Raw genomic sequence first — 19,287 nt, 5'->3', positions numbered from 1 at the left:
GATTCCTAAATGCTATGGGGTGTATAGCCATAGAATCCATTATACTGAATACCAACGGATGCACGGATACAGCTTCTCTTATGTATCCCCAGCCCTGCTCCTGGCTCCCCACCTTTGTTTCATCAGCAACTGCAAGACCATTGTTCTTGCAGTAAGACTGAAAATTTAAAAACTAAAAATTACAGCCATGTTAAACCCCATTACCTGGACTCAGTACTTCAGTATCCTTATTGCGCTAGTCTTTGTTTATTATACTTGGGTTGCCTTCCGGTTTTATTCTCAAGACATCAAGATGCTGCTCAGCGGCAAAAAACAACTTGCATCCGCACCTTTTGAGCCGATCCTGGAGGAACAGCATCAACCGCCCAGTCCAGCCATCCCCGATCAACCGATCACTGCTCCTCAAAATGGCGATGAAACTTTTGACAGGATTGAAAGCCTGATTGCTGAACTCAAAGTCCAGATCCACACGAAGGAAACCGGAACCATTGAAGCTAATCTGTCAGACAAGCTGAGGGAAGTTATTCAGGGGTATACGGATCTGAAGGATTCTCCCTTTTACCCTTCTATCAATAAAATGATCATCAATGAATGCCGTTCAGCCCAAATTCAATCGCCTGATGAAGCCGAACTCCAGCAACTATGGCAATAGCTGAGCTGGGATTTCCCTTCCCTGCTCCGGCCATTTGGCAGAGATAAGGGAAATAAAACCTGGCCGCCATCCCTGCCAATTGCAATAGCAAAGACAAGAAAAAAGGCAGCGCGATGGCCGCCGTTTCTGCGCCCGGCACCCGACGGTACCGGGCTACAGAAATCCATTCACTTTAACAAAAACAAGCACGTATGAAAGCACCATTTAAACCATGCAAACACCTGAACTTAAAAAAATATACAGCACTACTGCTGTTGAGTATCATCCATTTATCCAGTAACGCTCAAGATGGCAATGCAGGCATTCAAAAAGCAAACACTGAAGTCAGGAGTTATTTCCAATCCGGTGTACAATTGATGTATGCTGTTGGTGCCCTAGTTGGGCTTATCGGTGCCGTTAAAGTTTACCAAAAATGGAATGGTGGCGATCAGGACACCTCCAAAGTTGCGGCTGCCTGGTTTGGCAGCTGTATCTTCCTGGTCGTAGTAGCCACCATTATTAAATCTTTCTTCGGGGTCTGACTCTATTTCCATGAAACAGCAATTTAAAAAAACAAGCCTAAACTTACCTGGCGCAACACCAAGGGGAACTGATCATTCCCTTGCAAAAAAACAAGACTCTGCCACCATACCTAAAAGAAAAGTTACAGGCAGCACCAGGCCTAATCCAGACTATCAGCACCGCGAGGCAAGAGCGCCTGAGGGGAGTTATCAGGGATTACCTCTAGCTTCTGGAGAGCGGCATCCTGACTCAGGAAATTATCTATCTGATCAGGTTATGCAGTCTCATTTTCGGGCACTTGGATTTCATGAAAAAAAATCTAAAGACTCGTTGGTCTACCCCGCGCTTTACAAACAAATCAGAAAATACCTCAACACCACTAAACCTTAAGACAAAAATTATGAATAACAGCGTTTATACCATCAATAAAGGCATCAACAAAAGCATTGAATTTAAAGGCCTCAAGGCACAATACATCTGGTATTTTGGAGGAGGTATACTGGTGCTCATGGTCATTTTTTCTCTCTTGTATCTGGCCGGGCTCAACACCTATCTCTGTATGACCTTTATCCTTGGTGCCGGAGCCCTGCTTACGGTAAAAATTTACCACTGGAGCAATACCTATGGAGAACATGGGATGATGAAAGCCATCGCCAGCCGTAAAACACCCAAGCTGATCAAAAACTACAGCCGAACCAATTTTCAGCACCTAAACCGAATCTGCTCATGAAAGCCAACATTCGCATTATCCTGGATGGGTCGCTGTTTTATGTCGATGCAGAAAAACAACAATTTGTCCAAGCTGCTTACCCCGAAAACACGATTCCTTTTTCCCAGCTCAAAGAAGAGGGCGGATTCTATTCCATGCTGTATGCCATCGTAGAAAAAACAGCAAAATCTCATTTGCAACTTATCCACGAGCTGAGCCCCGAGCTCAAGCGCATCATCATCCCTAAAGAGGTATTGCGACAGGAATTTGGCAAAGACAGCGCACTGCCGGCACTGTTCAATCAAACCAGCTACCGCCACAATTGGGGCATACTAATGATTGATGAGGACATCGACCGCAGACTCAAAGGAGAGCTTCCTAAAATCATAATGCAGGGAAAAACCTACATCATTGACATCCGTATGCAGGAATTGCGCGCTGTCGATCAGCCGGCAGAACGTATCCTTATCAAGGAGCTGGAGCTAAGCGCCGATGGTGAGAAATTGCACTTATTCTTTGACACCAAAGACAAACAGCAGATCAGCAAGGAAATGGTCCTGATGCCCTTTCGGGAGGGAATCGTACAACTGAAAATTCCCAATGAGATTTTACTTGATCCGGTCGGGGCAGCTCGACTTTACGGCTTGGAAGACACCGAGCTACTGTCTCGCTTTCCAATAAAAATGAACCAAGAGGCAGTAGGCATTCCTCTAAGCAAACTCTCCCACCAAGAAATGATCAAACTACAAAAAATGGAAGCAGCCTTAGCCATCAGCCCCAAATTAAGGCCTTACAAGCCGCTGCTCAGGAAAGGAAAAAGCATATGAATAATCAAGCGCCAAATCTTTTTGACCTGTTGCCCATCATGGGTATAGAAAACGACTGCATCCTCTCCAAACAAGGGGACATCACCCTAGTATTCCAGGCAGAACTACCTGAGATCTTCAGTCTCTCAGATGCAGAATATGAGTCATTTCACCAAAGCTGGATTAAAGCCATCAAAGTACTGCCAGAATATAGCTTAATGCATAAGCAAGATTGGTTCCTGAAAAGGGTTTATCAGGAGCAACAGGATGATCCCGGCTTTCTAGCCAGAAGCAGTGCCAGACATTTCCAAGGAAGGGAATACTTGGAGCATGAATGCTACCTGATGCTTTGCAAAAAGCCGATTGGCAGAAAAGCAAGCAGCTCCTTGTTTTGCAACCTGTTAAAAAAAACAATTGTACCTCAAGAGCTGCTGAAACCAGCAGCTTTTGAAGAATTTCTGGACAAAGCCAGTCAATTCAAGCGCGTCCTGGAAGATTCTGGTTTGATTAAACTCAAAAGACTTAAGACCCTTGAACTGGAAAGTTACCGGCGTAAATCGGGCTTAATCGAACGATACTGCAGCCTATCTGAACTCCAGAATGAATTCCTTTATAAGGACATTTCTTTTGCCGAAGGGATACAGATTGGTGACCAGTTTGCCCGGCTCTACACCCTGGGTGATGCTGCCGACCTGCCCCACCTTTGCGGACCAAGAATCACTTATGACAAATTTTCTACTGACAAAACCAAATTCCCCATCGGTTTTTCAGGCTCACTAGGAATGCTGCTGCCCTGCAACCACATCTATAATCAGTACGTGTTTATTGATGATCCCCAGACAACCTTAAAAAAGATTGAAAGTAAACGGCTACGCCTACAGTCTCTGTCGGGGTACTCCCGGGAAAATACCATTGCCAGGGATGCCAGCAATGAATTCCTAAATGAAGCCATCATTCAACAGCGCCTGCCGGTAAAAGCACATTTCAATGTCCTGGTCTGGACCGACCGCAAAACCGAACTCCCAGAGCTCAAAAATAAGGTATGCGCTGCCCTGGCTCAGATGGATGCCGCTGCTAAACCCGAGCTTGTAGGCGCTGCCCAGATCTGGTGGGCAGGTATTCCCGGAAATGCTGCAGATTTTCCAATGAACGACAGCTTTGACACTTTTGCAGAGCAGGCCTGTTGCTTTTTGAACCTGGAAAGTAACTACCGAAGCGTAAAGGCCAGCCAGGGTATCCGTTTTAGTGACCGACTAAATGGCAAACCGGTGTATGTCGACCTTTTTGATGAACCCAGAGTTTCTGGGATTGCCTCCAATATGGGCATGCTGGTCTGCGGAAGCTCAGGAGGAGGTAAGAGCATGACCATCAACCATATCCTGAGTAGTTTACATCAGCAGGGCGCACATTGCCTCACCGTTGACATTGGTGGCAGCTATAAAGGATTGTGCGAACTGGTTGGAGGTTATTATTTCACCTATACCGAATCCGATCCTATCCGCTTCAACCCCTTTTACCTACCGCAAGGAAGCCTGCTCGATACCGAGAAAAAAGAAAGCTTAAAGGCACTACTCATCTCGCTATGGAAACAGGAACACGACCCCTTCAACCGCAGTGAATATGTGGCCTTGTCCAATGCGCTGCAGGGATATTATGATGAATTGAAAAAAGATCCCGGAATATTTCCATGCTTTAACACCTTTTACGATTTCCTGCAAAACCAGTATACCGGCCTGCTCCATCAACACAAAGTGAAAGATAAAGATTTTGACCTGGACAATTTCCTGTACGTGCTACGTCCTTATTACCAGGGTGGTGAATTTGATTACCTGCTCAATGCCAGGGAAAACCTGGATTTGTTGCAGCAAGCTTTTATTGTCATAGAGCTGGATAACATCAAAGATCATCCCATCCTATTTCCTGTAGTCACCTTGATTGTTATGGAGCTGTTCATTTCAAAAATGCGCAACCTTCCCGGAGTACGCAAAGTACTCGCCATAGACGAAGCATGGCAGGCGATCGCCAAATCCGGAATGGCAGAATTCCTGAAATATGCCTTTAAAACCATTCGAAAATTCAATGGAATACCGATTGTCATCACTCAGGAACTGGATGACCTGATCAGCTCCCCGATCATCAAAGATGCCATCATCAACAATGCCGACATCAAAATTCTGATGGACATGCGCAAGTTCCTTCACAAATTCGACAAAATTCAGGATGCCTTGGGACTATCAGACAAGGCCAAAACGATCCTGCTCTCTGTAAATAAAGAGAATAGGGAGATCTTCATTGACATTGGCGGACAAAGGACTAAGGTTTACAAAAATGAACTCTGCCCGGAAGAATATTATGCATACACTACCGAGGGCAAGGAAAGAGTCCTGGTCAGTGCTGCTGCTGAAAAACATGGTAGTATGGAAAAAGGAATAGCTGCACTGCTCAAGGACAAAAACAACACTTAAACTTATGAAAACATTCCTGATCACCATCCTGCTAATGACAGTCATGCTACAACCAAAACCTGTCCGGGCCCAGCTGGCCATCGCACAGGTCATCAAAAGTGGCGTTAAAAAAGTTATCAAAGCCATTGACCTGAAAGTCCAACGTTTACAAAATCAAACCATCTGGCTACAAAATGCACAGAAAACCTTGGAAAATGCAATGAGCAAAGGCAAGCTGGGCGAGATTTCAGCCTGGACCGAAAGGCAGCGAGACCTTTACCAGGAATACTTTGCAGAGCTGAGTAAAGTTAAGCAAGTCGTCAGCTATTACCACCAGGTGAAATCAATCGGAGCAAGCCAGATCCGTCTGGTAGGGGCCTACCGCAAAACCTGGCAACTGCTAAAGAAAGATACGCATTTCTCGACCCAGGAGCTGGAATATATGGCAAAAGTATACGCAGGAATCCTAAAGCAAAGCAGCAGGCAGATTGATCAGCTGATATTGGTGATAGATTCCTTTCAAACACGAATGAGCGACGCCGCCAGACTGGAACTCATCCGACAGGTCTCCACCCAAACAGATCAAGGGTATTTCGACCTGCTGAGCTTCAACCAGCAAAACATCAGTCTTTCCCTTAGCCGGGCTAGGGAACAGACCGACCTGCACCAAATAAAACAACTATACGGACTACAATGATCATCGAAGCCCATCAACGAATCAAAAGGCATGTAGCAGACCTGGAAAGCCTGCTTGGTCAGAAAGGATACCATGGACCATTCCTGGCAACCTATCAAAAAGACGGAAAAACGCTTTCGGACAGTCTGAAATACCTGATGCTGACCCATGAAGTGCTAGATAAAAAACTACCCAAACTTTCTTTAGTGAGCCAGCATGCCGGAATAGATGGGAGATACAGCATCAACTGCTATTTCAGCCTGGATTATAACCCGCAGAAAGGATTCCTGATCAAAAGCATGGGCATCATCTGCCTGAACCACAAGGGTCTGACTCTAGACTGCGATTATCAGCAGATCAACAGCCAGTCAGATATACCACAATGCAGCTGGCTCACTGCCAGAGTGGTGCCAGCTCATTTAAAACAAAAACACAGAAAAAGCCTAAACCGTTAAGCATATGAAATCAATATTTATTACCTTTTCTCTGCTGCTACTGATTGGATCAGCCGGCAAAGCCCAGACCTGGGCAGAATTCTTTAAACAAAAAAAGACCCAACGGACATACCTGGCCCAGCAGGTTGCAGGGCTAAAGGTTTACCTTAGTTTTGGCAAGCAAGGCTACCACATTATCCAAGATGGGCTCAACACCATCAATTCCTTAAAAAAAGGGGACTTTAATCTCCACAAACTGTTCTTTAACCAGTTAAAAAATCCAAGTGCCAAAATTAAAAACTTGTCTTTGCTGGCTGACATCGCTCAGCTCCAAGGTCATACATTGAACCTAAGCGCCAGGTACCTGGAAGAAGTGGCGCACAATAAGTCTTTTCATCCTGAGGAGCTCTCCTACCAGCACAGGGTCTTTCAAAGACTCCGCGCTTCATGTGCCCATGCGATGGAAGAATGTTACCTACTAACGGAAGACAATCAACTGGAGCTCAGTGATGACCAGCGGATCAACCGCCTACAGAATCTACATCATCAGATGTTGTCCCATCTGGAATTCTGTAAAAGCTTTGTGCAACAAGGCATAACCCTGGTCAGCGCAAGAACATCCGAATTAAGGGGGCTCAATTTGGAACTCCGTTTAACTCATCTCAATCCGACACGATGAAAATCCTGCTACTGGTACTCCTGCTTCAGCTAAGCTGTTACTATGGAAAAGGGCAAAGTCAGGAAATGCAGCAATTGCTGCTGAATGTTGAAAAACTCGATCAGTTCAAAAAAATACTTAAGGACATGAAAAAAGGCTATACCATCATCAGTAACGGTTACAATACAGTCAGAGATCTTTCAAGGGGGAATTTCAACTTGCACCAGGCTTTTTTAGACGGACTCATGCAGGTAAGCCCCGCGGTCAGAAAGTATAAAAAGGTGGCCGATATTGTTTCCACTCAGCTCCTACTGGTACGTGAGTACAAAGCCGCTTATCAGCGTTTTCTCCTTAGTGGTAATTTCAGCCCTGCTGAGCTGCAGTATATCGCCAGGGTCTATGACCGCCTCCTGAAGCAAAGTCTGGACAGTCTCAACGACCTACTCACCGTAGTCACCGCCGGTCAGCTTCGCATGTCCGACCAGGAGCGCCTCAGCGCCATCGACCAGATCTATCAGCAGCTCCAGGAAAAGCTGATTTTTCTGAACAAATTCAACACCGAGAGTAGCCTTCTTTCTATACAGCGCAGCGCAGCAAACCAAGACATTCAATCCAGCCGTGAGCTTTATGGCATACGGCCCTAGACTTATCCACATGAACAAAACAACAAAACTAATCGGTCCAATATTTTTTTTATTGCTACCGGCAGTCTGCAAGGCAGAGGGGCTTGCCCAAGAGATGAATAGCCTGCATGATGTACTAGATCAACTGTATCAAGAAATGATGCCACTCTGTACTAAGCTCATCAGTGTTGCCCAGGGCATTGCAGGTTTTGCAGCCCTTTGGTATATCGGTTCCAGGATATGGAGACACATCGCAAATGCGGAGTCCATCAATTTCTACCCCCTGTTTCGCCCCTTTGTACTGGGATTTGCGATTATGATCTACCCCTCGGTACTGAGCATGATCAACGGGGTGATGAAACCTACGGTGACGGCTACAGCTGAGATGATGACCAGTTCCAACCAGGCGATTACCAAACTCCTTGAGGCAAAAGAAAAACAGGTTAAAGCAAGCGATGCCTGGAAAATGTACGTCGGGTCAACCGGTGAGGGTGACCGGGACAAATGGTATAAATACACTTATGACAACCAGGATCCAGCAGAAGAAGGAGTCCTGGATGGCTTAGGCAATGAAGTCCGCTTTGCCATGTCAAAAGCTTCTTACAACTTCAGGAATTCAGTCAAAGAATGGATGAGCGAGATCCTGCGTGTGGTATATGAAGCAGCCGCACTTTGCATCAACACCCTGAGGACCTTTAACCTACTGGTCATGGCCATTCTGGGACCATTGGTACTGGGCATCGCGGTATTCGACGGGTTCCAAAATACGCTGAGTTCCTGGCTGGCACGTTATCTGAATATCTTTTTGTGGTTGCCCGTAGCTAATATCTTTGGCAGCATCATCGCCAAAGTACAGGAAAAAATGCTCATCCTGGATATCGGAGAGATCCAACAAAATGGGGATACCTTATTTAGTTCCACCGATACGGCCTACCTTATCTTCTTGCTCATTGGCATTGTCGGCTACTTTACTGTGCCCAGCGTGGCCGGCTACATTGTAAATGCAGGTGGTGCTGGTGCAATAACCCAACAAGTCACCAATATGATGTCAGGAGCGGCAACAGGTACTGCTATGGTTGCCACAGCAGGTGCCTCCAAAGCAGCCAGCGGGGCAACGCACTTACTCGGATCATCTCCCGGCTCCCAGGAAGGGAACTCCGCCTCTGATGGGAAAGCTGGTCGATCAGATGGAAAAAACAACGGCTATATGCACAATAAAATTCTTGGTTCTTAACTCCCATTAATCTCAGAGGTATGTTTCAGCAAATAAAAAACATCGATACAGCATTTAGGCAGCTCCGCATTTTCAGCCTGCTTGTAATTCTGGCCAATATAGGCTTCACCTGCTTTTATACCTACCGTTCAGATCAACGGGTCTACAGGGCGGAAAACCGCGTACTGATCCTACTTAACGGCAAAGTGATCAATGCCATGACTTCCAGTAGAAAAGACAATTTGGAAGTAGAAGCTAGGGATCATGTTGCCACCTTTCACCAACTATTTTTCAGCCTGAGTCCCGATGACAAAGTCATCAAAGAGCACATCAGTAAAGCACTGTACCTGGCCGATCAGAGCGCCAAACATGCCTACGACAATCTAGAAGAGAAGGGCTATTATGCAAATTTAATTGCAGGAAATATCAATCAATCACTTCAAGTGGACAGCATAAATATAGACACCAAGAGCTACCCCTACCATTTTCGCTGCTATGCCACCCAACAGATCATTCGCCAGACCAGTCAACTTTCAAGGACACTGATCACCTCTGGGCAGCTGAAGGAGGTCATTCGCAGTGATAACAATCCACACGGTTTTTTAATTGAACATTGGAATACTCTGGAAAATAAAAACCTCTAAACCAAAACCCCATAATCATGAAATCATCAAGAGCATCCACGCACAAACAGCAGTGAATGATCGGTTCATAACATTAAAACTCAAATTATGTACTTATGAAAAATAATAAAGAAAGAAACAGCAAAGCTATGCTACAGGAAACAGTAGCCAGAAACATCAGCTACGGAATTCTAAAGCTCCAAAATAGCTGGGTTAGTTCTATGACCCGTTTATTCAATTATCTGCCCTCAAAAATAAGAATCACTGTGTTGCTGTTGACTGGCATCAGCCTGATAAACTGGAGTATCAGGCGCCTTAGCACCGGCAGCATCAGCGAAAGGTCCGTTACGCCTATTCAAATGACAACCGGCCCAATCACTCAAACCCTAGCCTCAGACAGTCTGCTGTTTATGGAAAAAATTTATGAATCTCGTAAAAAACATTAAATATGAATCCATTACACAGCTCTTCTGAATTTCTAAAAAAGCGCAGGTTCTACACTTTCCTGCCCGTGGTTATCGCCCCATTTGCCACCCTTCTATTTATGTTGCTAGGTGGAGGACAAGGCAATGCTAATGATAAAAAAGTAACGTTTACAGGCATCAATACCGAATTGCCTGATGCCAAAAACAATACGGAAAAACAGCTGAATAAGATGAGCTTCTATGAAAATGCAACTGCTGATTCAAATCGGCTTGCCCAGCAATCCAAGCAAGGTCCTTATAGTGAGGAATATGCCCCAACTGCTCCTAAAACGTATGACCAAAGTTCAGTCTATCTTGAAGGCAATTCCCCTGAACCGAACGAACGGCAGATCTACCAAAGGTTGGATCAGCTCAACAGGATACTGAATCAGCCTGAGCAAAAAAAGCCTGATCCTATGTTAAAAAGTAATTCTGATCCCGCAGCACAGGAGCCTCCCCAAATCCAGCAACTCAAATCCATGATGAGCTCCATGGAAGAAGGGAAACAAGAAGATCCAGAGCTCAGTCAGCTTCAACAGATATTAGAAAAAATTCAGGAAATTCAGCATCCCCAGAGCCTAACCGAACAGCAAAAACCAGCTGTACCCGAAAACCCCAAAAAGACTTACACTGCAATCCCTGCAATGGTTGCTCAAAATCAGAAAGTCAAACAAGGCACTGTAGTCGCCTTAACCCTGTTGGATTCAGTAGTACTAAACGGACAGTACATCCCTAAAGGGCACCAGGTATATGGCAGCTGCGAGATCAGCAACCAGCGGATCAGACTACACATTAAAAACATCGGCCTTGGTTATGCCATTATTCCCGTTGACCTACTGGTATATGATTTGAAAGACAGTATGGAAGGAATCAATGCTCCTGAAGCAATTACCGCTGATGCCCTTAAAGAGGGATCAGATAACGCGATACAGGGTTTGCAGTTGATGAATATGGACCAGGATCTGCGCACACAGATTGCCGGAGCGGGTATCACCACAGCCAAAGGATTATTCGGTAAAAAAATAAAACAGGTCAAAGCCAAACTCAAAGCCGGTTACCCAGTACTGCTAAAGAACAATCAATCATATTAATCAATTTAATTCCAAAATCATGAACAAGAAAAATGTAGAATTCCTGAAAGACCAAATCAAATACACCGGATTTGGTGAAGGCTATGAAAGCCAACTGAATGAAAAGATCGGCAAAGAACTCAAAGAATTTCAACTACTAAACCGTACCGAATTTGGCAATGATGTGGTCATTTCCCGATTAGATTTCAGCAGATCAGAATCGAGCGACTTGTACTTCTTTAATCGTTATGAACTGACCTTCAGGCCTGAACACTCAGAACAACTGATGAGCCAAACCTTTCAAATCGGCAAGGAGAACAACATCACCCAGAAAGAGGCCTATAATCTTTTAAGCGGAAGGTCGGTTTTCAAGGAATACACTAAAATGGAGAAAGACGTTATCCTAGACAAATATATTGCTACAGGTGAGAAATATAATGCATGGACGCAGCTAAACTTTAAAGAAACCGATAAATATGGAAACTACAAATTCCAGACCTTCGGAGACAATTACGGGTTCGATCTCCTGCAAACACTACAAAAATTGCCTATTGCGGAACTCGGCGAGGAGACAACAGCAGAAAGACTCCTGCAGTCCCTTCAAAAGGGAAACTTGCAATCGGTAAACTTGGTGGAAAACGGTCAGCTGCAGCAGCATTTTGTGGCTGCCAACCCCCGATTTAAATGCATTGATGTATACGACATGAACAGAAACAAGTTGTACCAAAACCAACAACAAGCTAAAGAGCAAACAAATCCACAAGAACCTTCTCTAGAAAACAAAACGCCTAGGCCCAGGGTAAAAAAGTCCGGGCCAAGCGTGTCTTAGCAAACAAAAGATCCAAACCGCTGATGCCAGTAATGGCGTCAGCAAACCAACTGACACAATCAAAATGGAAACAGCAGCTATTTTAAAACAATTTCTGGAAAAGGTCAAAGATGATCCACGAATCAGAACGACACATATTGCAGTCTATATGGCGCTTTACCAGCACTGGATTGAGGGCAACTGCCCCACATTCATTCTGGTAAAAAGCCAGCAACTCATGCCACTGGCAAAAGTATCCAGCAGCGCAACCTGGCACAGCGCCATCCGAGCATTAGATGAATATGGCTACATCTGCTATCAGCCGAGCTTCAACAGAATGACCAGCAGTAAAGTTATGATGCTGGGCTGAGCCCACTTTGACTCGTCAAAATTGTTTCGGCTTCAGTTTTTGAGCAGCAAGTTCTGCTATTTCTACAATTCGTTTTTGTTTTACCAGAGATTTAGCAAGATATATTCCTAAACCATACATGGCTTTCATTACGTTTTGACCTTTTACCAAGGCATTGATTCTTTGTCCCATGTTCTTATTATTCTAAGCTGTGATACAATATTTGTTTTATGCCCAATGAAAATTGAGAATATGGAACAACGTGAAAATATTTTCGCCCACAGCTTTTCATTTCGTATATTCAGCTATCTTCTAAATACTTAACGTCTCTATTATGTTAAAAAAAATCATTCTTTCTCTCCTATTATCTATATTTTCAATTATTTCGTACGGACAGGAAACCACATCTTATATCCTTCCGAAAACTAAAAATGGAACCAAATTTTCACTTTCAGGAAAAGTAGATGGTCGAGATACCGGTCGGTTAATGTTAGGCTACACAAACTTAGCTGGCAAATACATTATCGACACTACCTATCTAAAAAAGGGGTATTTTAAATTCAATGGAGCAATAGCCCAACCAACAATTGCTTACCTAATCGGAATTGTAAAAACAAGACTGATCGATGATCCCAACAGGACGGTATTATTTCTGGAGCCTAATGACATGAAGATCTTGGTAACCGAAGATGATTTCCCACATGCAAAGCTTAGCGGTTCTAAAACCCAAATTGCGTTCGACAAACTAAACCTAAAAAGAGATCCTTTAGGGATCTATATCTCTTCAAATCGCAAGGAAATTTCGCAGATTACTGACTCCATCAAGAGCGTTGGTGAATCAGCTTCCTTGAACACCAAACTAATCGACCTACGTGATAAACTGGCACAAAGTTTTAGCAGACTAAGAAGAATAAACTTAGACTACATTACCTCAAACCCCAATTCATTTATAAGTCCATATCTTATGGAGTACGAACTCAACCAGCTTTCTGTAGATAGCGCGATGTTAATTTTCAGAAATTTCTCTCCCGAAGTAAAACAGAGCCCTTTGGGTGTAAATATTGCCCGTATAATCAAATCAAGCGACATTGCTTTTGTTGGCGATAATGCTGCTGATTTTACTGCAAAGGATATTAACGGAGAGGTGATCAGTTTAAAAGATTTTAATGGCAAGAAATATGTTTTACTAGAGTTTTGGTTCTCTGCATGCATACCTTGTCGCCTTCAAATTCCCGCTCTAAAAAAGTTTTATCAGGCCTATAGCAATAAGGGTTTAGAAATAATTAGTATTTCACCAGACCAAAGAAAATATTGGAAAGAAGCAATAGCAGAAGACGGAACAGGAATATGGCGCCATATTCTAAAGACAGATATTTACAAATCAAGAGACAACTGGCCTATAGATTTGAATTATAGCCTAAAGGGCTACCCAACCCTCATTTTAATCAACAAAGAAGGTAAGATTGTTTATCGCGAAATCGGATTCGATGAAAGTATCGGTCTAAAAAAATTAGAAGAGAAACTGGTGGATTTGTAAATAATGTAAACAGAGTCTATTCTTTCATCAAAATTGTTTCGGTTTCAGTTTTTGGGCAGCGAGTTCTGCTATTTCGGTAATCCGTTTTTGTCTGGTTTCTGGACGTTTGGCAAGCACAAGCCATTGTAAAATACTTTTCCTGACAGACTTGCTTAAGCTTAAAAAGAAGTCCATTGATCCTTCTTTAGTTTCGAATTCTTTTTCCAGATCTTCGGGTATTATTAATTCTTCAACATCGTCTAAAATTGCCCACGAGCCATTCTGCTTTGCAATTTCAATGCTTTCGTGGCCTGCTTGTGCAAAAAGTCCTGCATCAATTAATCGCTGAACCTTCGCCTTGTTTACCTTAGACCAAACACTATTTGGTTTTCGCTTGCAGAAAAACTGTATAAATGTATGATCATCAACTGCCCTTCTTGTACTGTCTATCCAGCCAAAGCAAAGCGCTTCATCAACAGCATCAGTATAAGTTATTGAAGCCACATTAGACTTCTTTTTATAATAAAGGACCCAAATGGATTGCTTTGATCTATGATTTTCTTCTAACCATTGTCGCCACTCTTGTAAACTTGTGGGGCAAAAGGTTTCTATTTCTTTTTTCTCCATTGCTGTTTAGCTACCTCAATTAGTAAAAGTATTTGTCACTATAGTTTCTCCTTTTATGGTCATTGGTATTGTAGTCCCTTTCTGCGTCTGGTCACCACTATTAACGGTTACACTGCCTTTCAGGTCTTGACTGACCTTGATTTCCGTTATCACCCCGGTTTTCTTATCAATTTTATTGTTAGAATTCATGATACCAGAAACACTAAACGCCATCGGATTACCTCCGCTGATCTTACTATCCTTGCTCTGATTGCCTATCTCCATTTTAGTAATTCCACTGATCAGGTACTCAGATGCGGTAATTTTATCGAGCTTATAAACCGCATCCATTTTTGGTTCCATAGGATTTTCTCCCCCCTTGCGATTGAAATTCCAGGTATCCCCCTCTTTTACCAATTTCTGCGGATACATGTTCATTCCGAGCGGAGTGTTTTCTTTAATGGCTTTATCCCCATAGGTAAACGATATTTGCTTCATCAGCATCTCTTTGCTCTCTTCTGGGAGACCAGGCATGTCAGTAATTATCTTTTTCAATACTGAATCTGCCCCCTTAACTTCAATCACACGACCGGTATTTGACATCTTAATCTGATAAGAATTACCTTTTAAAGCATCAAATACAGACATCATCGGGTTTTTCATAGCAACACTAGAATCACCATTAACGCTTACCTTAGCAGACAAAGACACATAGATTACCTTAAATGTGTAAATACTATCACTCACATTAACGACCTCAAATTTGCTTACCCCGTCAGAAACACTTGAAGAAGAAGTTTCTTTACCATCAATTTTTTGAGAGGTAATCATTTTAATAACAACATGCTGTGTGTATTGCTGCCCCTTTTCGAGCTTGATAAGTATTCTGGAAGACTTTGATTTACAAGCTAATAAGCCGACGGATAATACAAAGAGCAATAGGGATTTTCTCATGGAGCGTAATATTTGGTTGTTAAGATAATGAAAATTGTTTTATACTGCCTTTACTCTTATCTATGTTAGAGGTTCAATTTTACCAATATCTATCTCATTGTTACTTTTTACTTTCAAAATCAAGTTTTAAAAGATATTTTGCACCTTATTAATTAAATAAAGATGGCTTCAGGTTTTTTCGCGATTTTAGATGATATCGCTGCTTTAATGGATGATGTTTCTGTAACTGCTAAAATTGCAGCTAAAAATACCGCAGGTATTTTGGGCGATGATTTAGCAGTAAACGCCGAAAAAGCGACTGGATTTCTGTCCTCAAGAGAATTGCCTGTACTCTGGGCAATTACCAAAGGTTCATTCATCAACAAGATTATTATTGTTCCCATTGCATTATTACTCAATGCATTTTTTCCGATAGCGATTAAGGTCATTTTAGTTCTGGGAGGTTTTTTCCTAGCTTATGAAGGAGTTGAAAAAATAATTGAATACTTTTTTCATCGCCAAAAAACAGGTGATAAAGTAATTGCAGAGACAAAACAAGACGATAGTGATGCAGAAAAAACAAAGGTTAAATCTGCTGTAATGACTGATTTCATACTCTCAATAGAAATCGTAATTATTGCGTTAGGGAGTGTTTTAGAAGAAAGTTTAACAATACAGATTTTAACGGTTTCCGTTATTGCACTATTGGCTACCATCGGAGTTTATGGCATAGTAGCCATTATTGTTAGAATGGACGATGCCGGCTACAAATTAATCAAACGCTCTGGCGACAAAGGTTTCTTTGCAAGCATTGGTCATTTGCTGGTTAAATCATTACCTATTATCATAAGGATTCTGGCTGTAGTGGGAACAATTGCATTGATTTTGGTTTCGGGTGGCATCTTTGTTCATAACATTGAGTTTTTACACCACATATTACCAAATATAGCAACGCTAGTTAAGGAGTTATTGTTTGGGTTGGTTGCCGGATTAATTGTAGTAGCAATTGTAAAAGCTGTTACTACAATTTTTGGCAGTTTGAAAAAGAGTCACTAAAGTCTGGATAAGAGCGTTTGAGACTCTAGCTTATTTAAAAAGAAGACATCGCACCTAAATTATCTCCTTTTTTACACTTAATTAAAAAGAATGGCTGACTCTCACTGATTTCTGTGATTTCGAACAATCCGGTTTTACTGAACTCTGATTTTATTGATTCCTTATCATAAAAAAACATGTTCACTCCATCAAATATTTCATAGCGATCCTTACTAAGGAATTTACCCTGTCCATAGGTGTGAGCATCTTTCGAAATCACCGTAAAAACCATGTAACCATTCTCTGACAGTTGATTATAGCAATCACGAATTAGTTTTTCTCGTTCGCTACTGTCCAATAAATGAATTAAAGCATAACAAAATATCCCATCATATTGTGATGTATCAAAAGGCATATCAGTTACAGAACCATGATGGATAACCATATCAGTTCCATAATGTTTCCTTGCCATTTCAATAGCAGTTTTCGAAATCTCAATGCCGGTTACAGCTATTCCATTTTCTCTGAAAACCTGGGCATTCCGTCCGTAACCAATTCCCGGTATCAGGATGTTTTTTACTGAGTTTTGGATAAAAAAATCCTTTGTTAATACCGCTGACTTTGATGGTTCAAAACCCCACATCTCCTGCTTTTCTCCGAATGCTGATTCCCAAAACTCTGGTTTATCACTTTCATTTGCCATAATTTCTTCTCTTTATGCTATTGGATACGCAATCTAAAAAGAAATGCTAACTTAATTATAACTGTATTGTAGCAATCGGAGAAGTAAGAGTTCTATTTTGTAATTATTTCCGGACTGCTGATTGTTTTAACAATAAACCTGTTTGATAATTCATTTTCATCAGGGAATTCGCAATCAAATTTAACAGTATGTTTTCCGGCTTTTAAAGTTGGGATAGCTTGTTTTAGTGCTACTTCCTTCTTAAAACCACCTTTACTATTGTATATTTTAATAGTTGTTCCATTGCACACTATTGAGTTCCCTGCTTCGTATTCGCCTGGCAATTCAAGCTTATAATAACCATCCAATTCAATCCATGGATTGCTGATCACACCTTCTTTACCCATAATAGTAAGGGTAAAATTTAACGGCTGCTCAGCATTATTATTTACAAACTGCCATTCCGAAAAGGTTGGTTGTCCGGGTTGAAGCACTTGCTTGGCATGTTCAAATTTGAATTTCTTAAATGGATAAAGCTTCCAACCCTGATTATTCTGTTCTAGATGAAAATCGTTTTCAGGATTCTTTAATCTTGTCAATTGATCTGCCGAGAAGATTTTCTTTTTATACGCTTCTTGCCAAAGCTTAATAAGGCCAAGCAATTGAGAAGTATTTGGGTTTTTCTGCAAATTTTTATAACGCGCTACCAAGGCAAAACCAGCATTGTAACCAGCAGCCCTTGCCATCATCCATTCAATATCTTCAACCGTTGTTGTCGAAGAAAGTAAAAACCATCCCAGCATATTAGGCATGTAATTTCTTTCCAGAAAAGGTTGGTTTTCTAAACGGTAATCTCCCTGAGATTCACGAAATCCACCATACCATGGCTCTCCCCAGTTCCAGTAATGACAAATATGCCAGTAATAATGGCTTGACCGACTAGTACCATTAACCAAGGTATGCTTGGTATCTTTAAAAACCTTTTCAGCAAAAGCCTGCATTCCGTAATCACCCTCTCCTGAAGATAAACATCCTTCGTGACCATCAAAATCCATTTGCGAAACACCTGTTTCAGTAAAAAAATGACCTAAATTCCCAGCAATCTCCTGTTGAAGATTAAAGTTTGTGAAAAGGGTATTGTAAGGATAATCCATCATCATACCTGCGGCGTCTCCTTTTGCATGAGCAGATGCTTTTGTGCCGTAAGCCCCACGCTGACAGTCTAGCAATTTAAAAGGTCGTTCTGATGACACTTGACGGAAACGAATAATTTCTTCGCCGATTTGCACAGCGTGTAATGTACTTGGCTTTATGTTTTTAAAATACTCGTCCGATTCAACCGTAATTTCAGTAGCAGATGAGGTTACATTTTCTGTTAATGTAGAGGAACCGGTTAGACCAAGTCGTTTATCAGGTATCGGCGTTACATACGGGTCGTTAGTATTGATAAAATTACTAAGGGTATGCACACCTATACGAATTCCTTTCTTTGTTGCTTTATCAACACAAACTTTCATGCCTGCATTACCATTTGGAAAACTTGTAGAATTTAAAACAAAATGACCCCACGACTGGAACGGACTTTCATGGTAAACCGACATAAGTTCAGCCTGTTTCGCATAGTTCAATAAGGTATCTATATTACTCTCATCAAAATCAGTAATCATATAAGCCCTCCCGGTTTCTGGCGACTGTTTGTGCCAAACTCCATTAATCAACGGATGTGGAAGCCCCTCGGCAAGTTCTATTACCCCGATACGAGACAACACCTGTTTCTCGGAGCATCCAAAAAGTGCAATCTTTGAGCCTATAGTAGTTTCATTGGGTATTGCATCAACCGGCATATTAGGATATTGATTCCAAACGGTAATTTTTCGGTCTTTTGATCTGTCGAGACTAAATGCCTGTAAACTACTTCCATAAGGCTGACTAATTGCCACAGAACCTCGTGAATAATCTGCCCCTTCAGCATTACTCAAAACCCCACCAAGAGTTTTTACATTTAATGATTGAAGGCCGATTGCATAGTCGCCATCACGCACCACTCCAACTACTTCTCCAATTGTTTGTCCGATAATAGTTGGGTACGAGCCCCAGTTAACTGCGTTTACTTTGTCTTTTGCATTTAAACGAATTAATTCGAAAACCAAATGGGTTTTCTTTTGGGTAACTTTTACTTCAGCAGAAACTTTGGAGTTTGCGAAGTTCAGGGTAATAGTACCCGATTTGCTATTAAATACGGCCTGAGCTGGTTCTTCCCACTCATCCGCTGTACGAATCTTTAATAAAGGCGCCTTTTCTCCAATGGCCAGATAATTCTTTCCCGTCTTAGGATTCGACATTGCAGTGATCTGACCCGATGAGGAAACACTCAGGTTTAAATCATCTGTTTTTAGGTTGATTTGTTGCGCCGAAATATTAAAAAAATGGATAAGTAACGTAAAAGTAATCAAGATTGCTTTTTTCATCGTGTCATTTGTGTGTG

The 19,287-nt window shown here is 42.1% G+C and carries 23 protein-coding genes; 18 read left to right on the top strand and 5 right to left on the bottom strand.

The annotated features are described in order from the left end of the window. Positions 1–187: 187 nt before the first annotated feature. From HQN83_RS20465 to HQN83_RS20390, 16 genes are all read left to right on the top strand, one after another. A complete protein-coding gene (locus HQN83_RS20465) occupies positions 188–652 on the top strand; it encodes a hypothetical protein (RefSeq protein ID WP_173092867.1) in 465 nt (154 codons plus the stop codon). Positions 653–843: 191 nt separating this feature from the next. Next, complete coding sequence (locus tag HQN83_RS20460; protein ID WP_173092866.1) at positions 844–1,173, top strand: DUF4134 domain-containing protein; 330 nt, start codon at positions 844–846, stop codon at positions 1,171–1,173. 10 nt (positions 1,174–1,183) lie between these two features. Next, a complete protein-coding gene (locus HQN83_RS20455) occupies positions 1,184–1,543 on the top strand; it encodes a hypothetical protein (RefSeq protein WP_173092864.1) in 360 nt (119 codons plus the stop codon). Between the two features lie 10 nt (positions 1,544–1,553). Then, the gene (locus HQN83_RS20450) at positions 1,554–1,883 is read left to right on the top strand and encodes a DUF4133 domain-containing protein (protein WP_173092862.1); all 330 of its coding nucleotides are present in this window, start codon (positions 1,554–1,556) and stop codon (positions 1,881–1,883) included. Further along, entirely contained in the window at positions 1,880–2,689 is an 810-nt protein-coding gene (locus tag HQN83_RS20445; protein WP_173092860.1) for a hypothetical protein, read from the top strand. Before HQN83_RS20450 ends, HQN83_RS20445 begins: the two co-directional genes overlap by 4 nt. Then, positions 2,686–5,133 (top strand): TraG family conjugative transposon ATPase, encoded by a 2,448-nt coding sequence (locus HQN83_RS20440; RefSeq protein WP_173092858.1) that lies wholly within the window; start codon positions 2,686–2,688, stop codon positions 5,131–5,133. The genes HQN83_RS20445 and HQN83_RS20440 overlap by 4 nt, the downstream gene beginning before the upstream one ends. 4 nt (positions 5,134–5,137) lie before the next feature. Then, positions 5,138–5,809: a conjugal transfer protein TraI gene (locus HQN83_RS20435; RefSeq protein ID WP_173092856.1), complete on the top strand. Its 672-nt coding sequence runs from the start codon at positions 5,138–5,140 to the stop codon at positions 5,807–5,809. Further along, entirely contained in the window at positions 5,806–6,243 is a 438-nt protein-coding gene (locus HQN83_RS20430; RefSeq protein WP_173092854.1) for a hypothetical protein, read from the top strand. Before HQN83_RS20435 ends, HQN83_RS20430 begins: the two co-directional genes overlap by 4 nt. A gap of 4 nt (positions 6,244–6,247) precedes the next feature. Next, positions 6,248–6,901 (top strand): hypothetical protein, encoded by a 654-nt coding sequence (locus HQN83_RS20425; RefSeq protein WP_173092852.1) that lies wholly within the window; start codon positions 6,248–6,250, stop codon positions 6,899–6,901. Beyond that, a complete protein-coding gene (locus tag HQN83_RS20420) occupies positions 6,898–7,524 on the top strand; it encodes a TerB family tellurite resistance protein (protein ID WP_173092850.1) in 627 nt (208 codons plus the stop codon). The genes HQN83_RS20425 and HQN83_RS20420 overlap by 4 nt, the downstream gene beginning before the upstream one ends. A 10-nt stretch (positions 7,525–7,534) precedes the next feature. Beyond that, positions 7,535–8,737, top strand: a complete 1,203-nt coding sequence (gene traJ / locus HQN83_RS20415) for a conjugative transposon protein TraJ (RefSeq protein ID WP_173092848.1) — start codon at positions 7,535–7,537, stop codon at positions 8,735–8,737. A gap of 20 nt (positions 8,738–8,757) precedes the next feature. Next, on the top strand, positions 8,758–9,360 hold the full coding sequence (gene traK / locus HQN83_RS20410; RefSeq protein ID WP_173092846.1) for a conjugative transposon protein TraK: 603 nt from the start codon (positions 8,758–8,760) through the stop codon (positions 9,358–9,360). A 95-nt stretch (positions 9,361–9,455) separates the two neighbouring features. Next, entirely contained in the window at positions 9,456–9,785 is a 330-nt protein-coding gene (locus HQN83_RS20405; RefSeq protein ID WP_173092844.1) for a hypothetical protein, read from the top strand. Between the two features lie 2 nt (positions 9,786–9,787). After that, positions 9,788–10,894 (top strand): conjugative transposon protein TraM, encoded by a 1,107-nt coding sequence (gene traM, locus HQN83_RS20400; protein ID WP_173092842.1) that lies wholly within the window; start codon positions 9,788–9,790, stop codon positions 10,892–10,894. A 19-nt stretch (positions 10,895–10,913) separates the two neighbouring features. Continuing rightward, the gene (locus HQN83_RS20395) at positions 10,914–11,702 is read left to right on the top strand and encodes a hypothetical protein (RefSeq protein WP_173092840.1); all 789 of its coding nucleotides are present in this window, start codon (positions 10,914–10,916) and stop codon (positions 11,700–11,702) included. Between the two features lie 64 nt (positions 11,703–11,766). Then, the gene (locus HQN83_RS20390) at positions 11,767–12,051 is read left to right on the top strand and encodes a hypothetical protein (RefSeq protein ID WP_173092838.1); all 285 of its coding nucleotides are present in this window, start codon (positions 11,767–11,769) and stop codon (positions 12,049–12,051) included. A 15-nt stretch (positions 12,052–12,066) separates the two neighbouring features. Here HQN83_RS20390 and HQN83_RS20385 read toward each other — a convergent pair whose 3' ends face one another. Continuing rightward, positions 12,067–12,222: a hypothetical protein gene (locus tag HQN83_RS20385; protein WP_173092836.1), complete on the bottom strand. Its 156-nt coding sequence runs from the start codon at positions 12,220–12,222 to the stop codon at positions 12,067–12,069. 142 nt (positions 12,223–12,364) lie between these two features. Between HQN83_RS20385 and HQN83_RS20380 the strand changes: the two genes are divergently transcribed. Then, entirely contained in the window at positions 12,365–13,567 is a 1,203-nt protein-coding gene (locus tag HQN83_RS20380; RefSeq protein ID WP_173092834.1) for a TlpA disulfide reductase family protein, read from the top strand. Between the two features lie 27 nt (positions 13,568–13,594). Here HQN83_RS20380 and HQN83_RS20375 read toward each other — a convergent pair whose 3' ends face one another. Continuing rightward, positions 13,595–14,173: a YdeI/OmpD-associated family protein gene (locus HQN83_RS20375; RefSeq protein WP_173092832.1), complete on the bottom strand. Its 579-nt coding sequence runs from the start codon at positions 14,171–14,173 to the stop codon at positions 13,595–13,597. A gap of 15 nt (positions 14,174–14,188) precedes the next feature. Beyond that, positions 14,189–15,106, bottom strand: a complete 918-nt coding sequence (locus HQN83_RS20370; RefSeq protein WP_173092830.1) for a DUF6263 family protein — start codon at positions 15,104–15,106, stop codon at positions 14,189–14,191. A 162-nt stretch (positions 15,107–15,268) separates the two neighbouring features. Here HQN83_RS20370 and HQN83_RS20365 point away from each other — a divergent pair, with 162 nt between their 5' ends. Continuing rightward, on the top strand, positions 15,269–16,141 hold the full coding sequence (locus tag HQN83_RS20365; RefSeq protein WP_173092828.1) for a DUF808 domain-containing protein: 873 nt from the start codon (positions 15,269–15,271) through the stop codon (positions 16,139–16,141). Positions 16,142–16,175: 34 nt separating this feature from the next. Here HQN83_RS20365 and HQN83_RS20360 read toward each other — a convergent pair whose 3' ends face one another. Next, complete coding sequence (locus HQN83_RS20360) at positions 16,176–16,823, bottom strand: class I SAM-dependent methyltransferase (protein ID WP_173092826.1); 648 nt, start codon at positions 16,821–16,823, stop codon at positions 16,176–16,178. 92 nt (positions 16,824–16,915) lie between these two features. Beyond that, the gene (locus tag HQN83_RS20355; protein ID WP_173092824.1) at positions 16,916–19,270 is read right to left on the bottom strand and encodes a hypothetical protein; all 2,355 of its coding nucleotides are present in this window, start codon (positions 19,268–19,270) and stop codon (positions 16,916–16,918) included. Between the last annotated feature and the right edge of the window lie 17 nt (positions 19,271–19,287).

It is taken from the genome of Pedobacter foliorum (assembly GCF_013266735.1).
Taxonomy (GTDB): Bacteria; Bacteroidota; Bacteroidia; order Sphingobacteriales; family Sphingobacteriaceae; genus Pedobacter; species Pedobacter foliorum.
The sequence above is the reverse complement of the archived record's forward strand: the minus strand, read 5'-3'. Positions and strand labels throughout refer to the sequence as shown.

What these genes read in the sequence shown, in the direction of transcription:
- HQN83_RS20375 (WP_173092832.1), bottom strand. Translation starts at nt 14,173, where the DNA reads ATGGAGAAAAAAGAAATAGAAACCTTTTGCCCCACAAGTTTACAAGAG.
- HQN83_RS20390 (WP_173092838.1), top strand. Translation starts at nt 11,767, where the DNA reads ATGGAAACAGCAGCTATTTTAAAACAATTTCTGGAAAAGGTCAAAGAT.
- traM (WP_173092842.1), top strand. Translation starts at nt 9,788, where the DNA reads ATGAATCCATTACACAGCTCTTCTGAATTTCTAAAAAAGCGCAGGTTC.
- traK (WP_173092846.1), top strand. Translation starts at nt 8,758, where the DNA reads ATGTTTCAGCAAATAAAAAACATCGATACAGCATTTAGGCAGCTCCGC.
- HQN83_RS20450 (WP_173092862.1), top strand. Translation starts at nt 1,554, where the DNA reads ATGAATAACAGCGTTTATACCATCAATAAAGGCATCAACAAAAGCATT.
- HQN83_RS20455 (WP_173092864.1), top strand. Translation starts at nt 1,184, where the DNA reads ATGAAACAGCAATTTAAAAAAACAAGCCTAAACTTACCTGGCGCAACA.
- HQN83_RS20435 (WP_173092856.1), top strand. Translation starts at nt 5,138, where the DNA reads ATGAAAACATTCCTGATCACCATCCTGCTAATGACAGTCATGCTACAA.
- HQN83_RS20370 (WP_173092830.1), bottom strand. Translation starts at nt 15,106, where the DNA reads ATGAGAAAATCCCTATTGCTCTTTGTATTATCCGTCGGCTTATTAGCT.
- traJ (WP_173092848.1), top strand. Translation starts at nt 7,535, where the DNA reads ATGAACAAAACAACAAAACTAATCGGTCCAATATTTTTTTTATTGCTA.
- HQN83_RS20440 (WP_173092858.1), top strand. Translation starts at nt 2,686, where the DNA reads ATGAATAATCAAGCGCCAAATCTTTTTGACCTGTTGCCCATCATGGGT.
- HQN83_RS20360 (WP_173092826.1), bottom strand. Translation starts at nt 16,823, where the DNA reads ATGGCAAATGAAAGTGATAAACCAGAGTTTTGGGAATCAGCATTCGGA.
- HQN83_RS20405 (WP_173092844.1), top strand. Translation starts at nt 9,456, where the DNA reads ATGAAAAATAATAAAGAAAGAAACAGCAAAGCTATGCTACAGGAAACA.
- HQN83_RS20430 (WP_173092854.1), top strand. Translation starts at nt 5,806, where the DNA reads ATGATCATCGAAGCCCATCAACGAATCAAAAGGCATGTAGCAGACCTG.
- HQN83_RS20380 (WP_173092834.1), top strand. Translation starts at nt 12,365, where the DNA reads ATGTTAAAAAAAATCATTCTTTCTCTCCTATTATCTATATTTTCAATT.
- HQN83_RS20465 (WP_173092867.1), top strand. Translation starts at nt 188, where the DNA reads ATGTTAAACCCCATTACCTGGACTCAGTACTTCAGTATCCTTATTGCG.
- HQN83_RS20445 (WP_173092860.1), top strand. Translation starts at nt 1,880, where the DNA reads ATGAAAGCCAACATTCGCATTATCCTGGATGGGTCGCTGTTTTATGTC.
- HQN83_RS20385 (WP_173092836.1), bottom strand. Translation starts at nt 12,222, where the DNA reads ATGGGACAAAGAATCAATGCCTTGGTAAAAGGTCAAAACGTAATGAAA.
- HQN83_RS20420 (WP_173092850.1), top strand. Translation starts at nt 6,898, where the DNA reads ATGAAAATCCTGCTACTGGTACTCCTGCTTCAGCTAAGCTGTTACTAT.
- HQN83_RS20355 (WP_173092824.1), bottom strand. Translation starts at nt 19,270, where the DNA reads ATGAAAAAAGCAATCTTGATTACTTTTACGTTACTTATCCATTTTTTT.
- HQN83_RS20365 (WP_173092828.1), top strand. Translation starts at nt 15,269, where the DNA reads ATGGCTTCAGGTTTTTTCGCGATTTTAGATGATATCGCTGCTTTAATG.
- HQN83_RS20425 (WP_173092852.1), top strand. Translation starts at nt 6,248, where the DNA reads ATGAAATCAATATTTATTACCTTTTCTCTGCTGCTACTGATTGGATCA.
- HQN83_RS20460 (WP_173092866.1), top strand. Translation starts at nt 844, where the DNA reads ATGAAAGCACCATTTAAACCATGCAAACACCTGAACTTAAAAAAATAT.
- HQN83_RS20395 (WP_173092840.1), top strand. Translation starts at nt 10,914, where the DNA reads ATGAACAAGAAAAATGTAGAATTCCTGAAAGACCAAATCAAATACACC.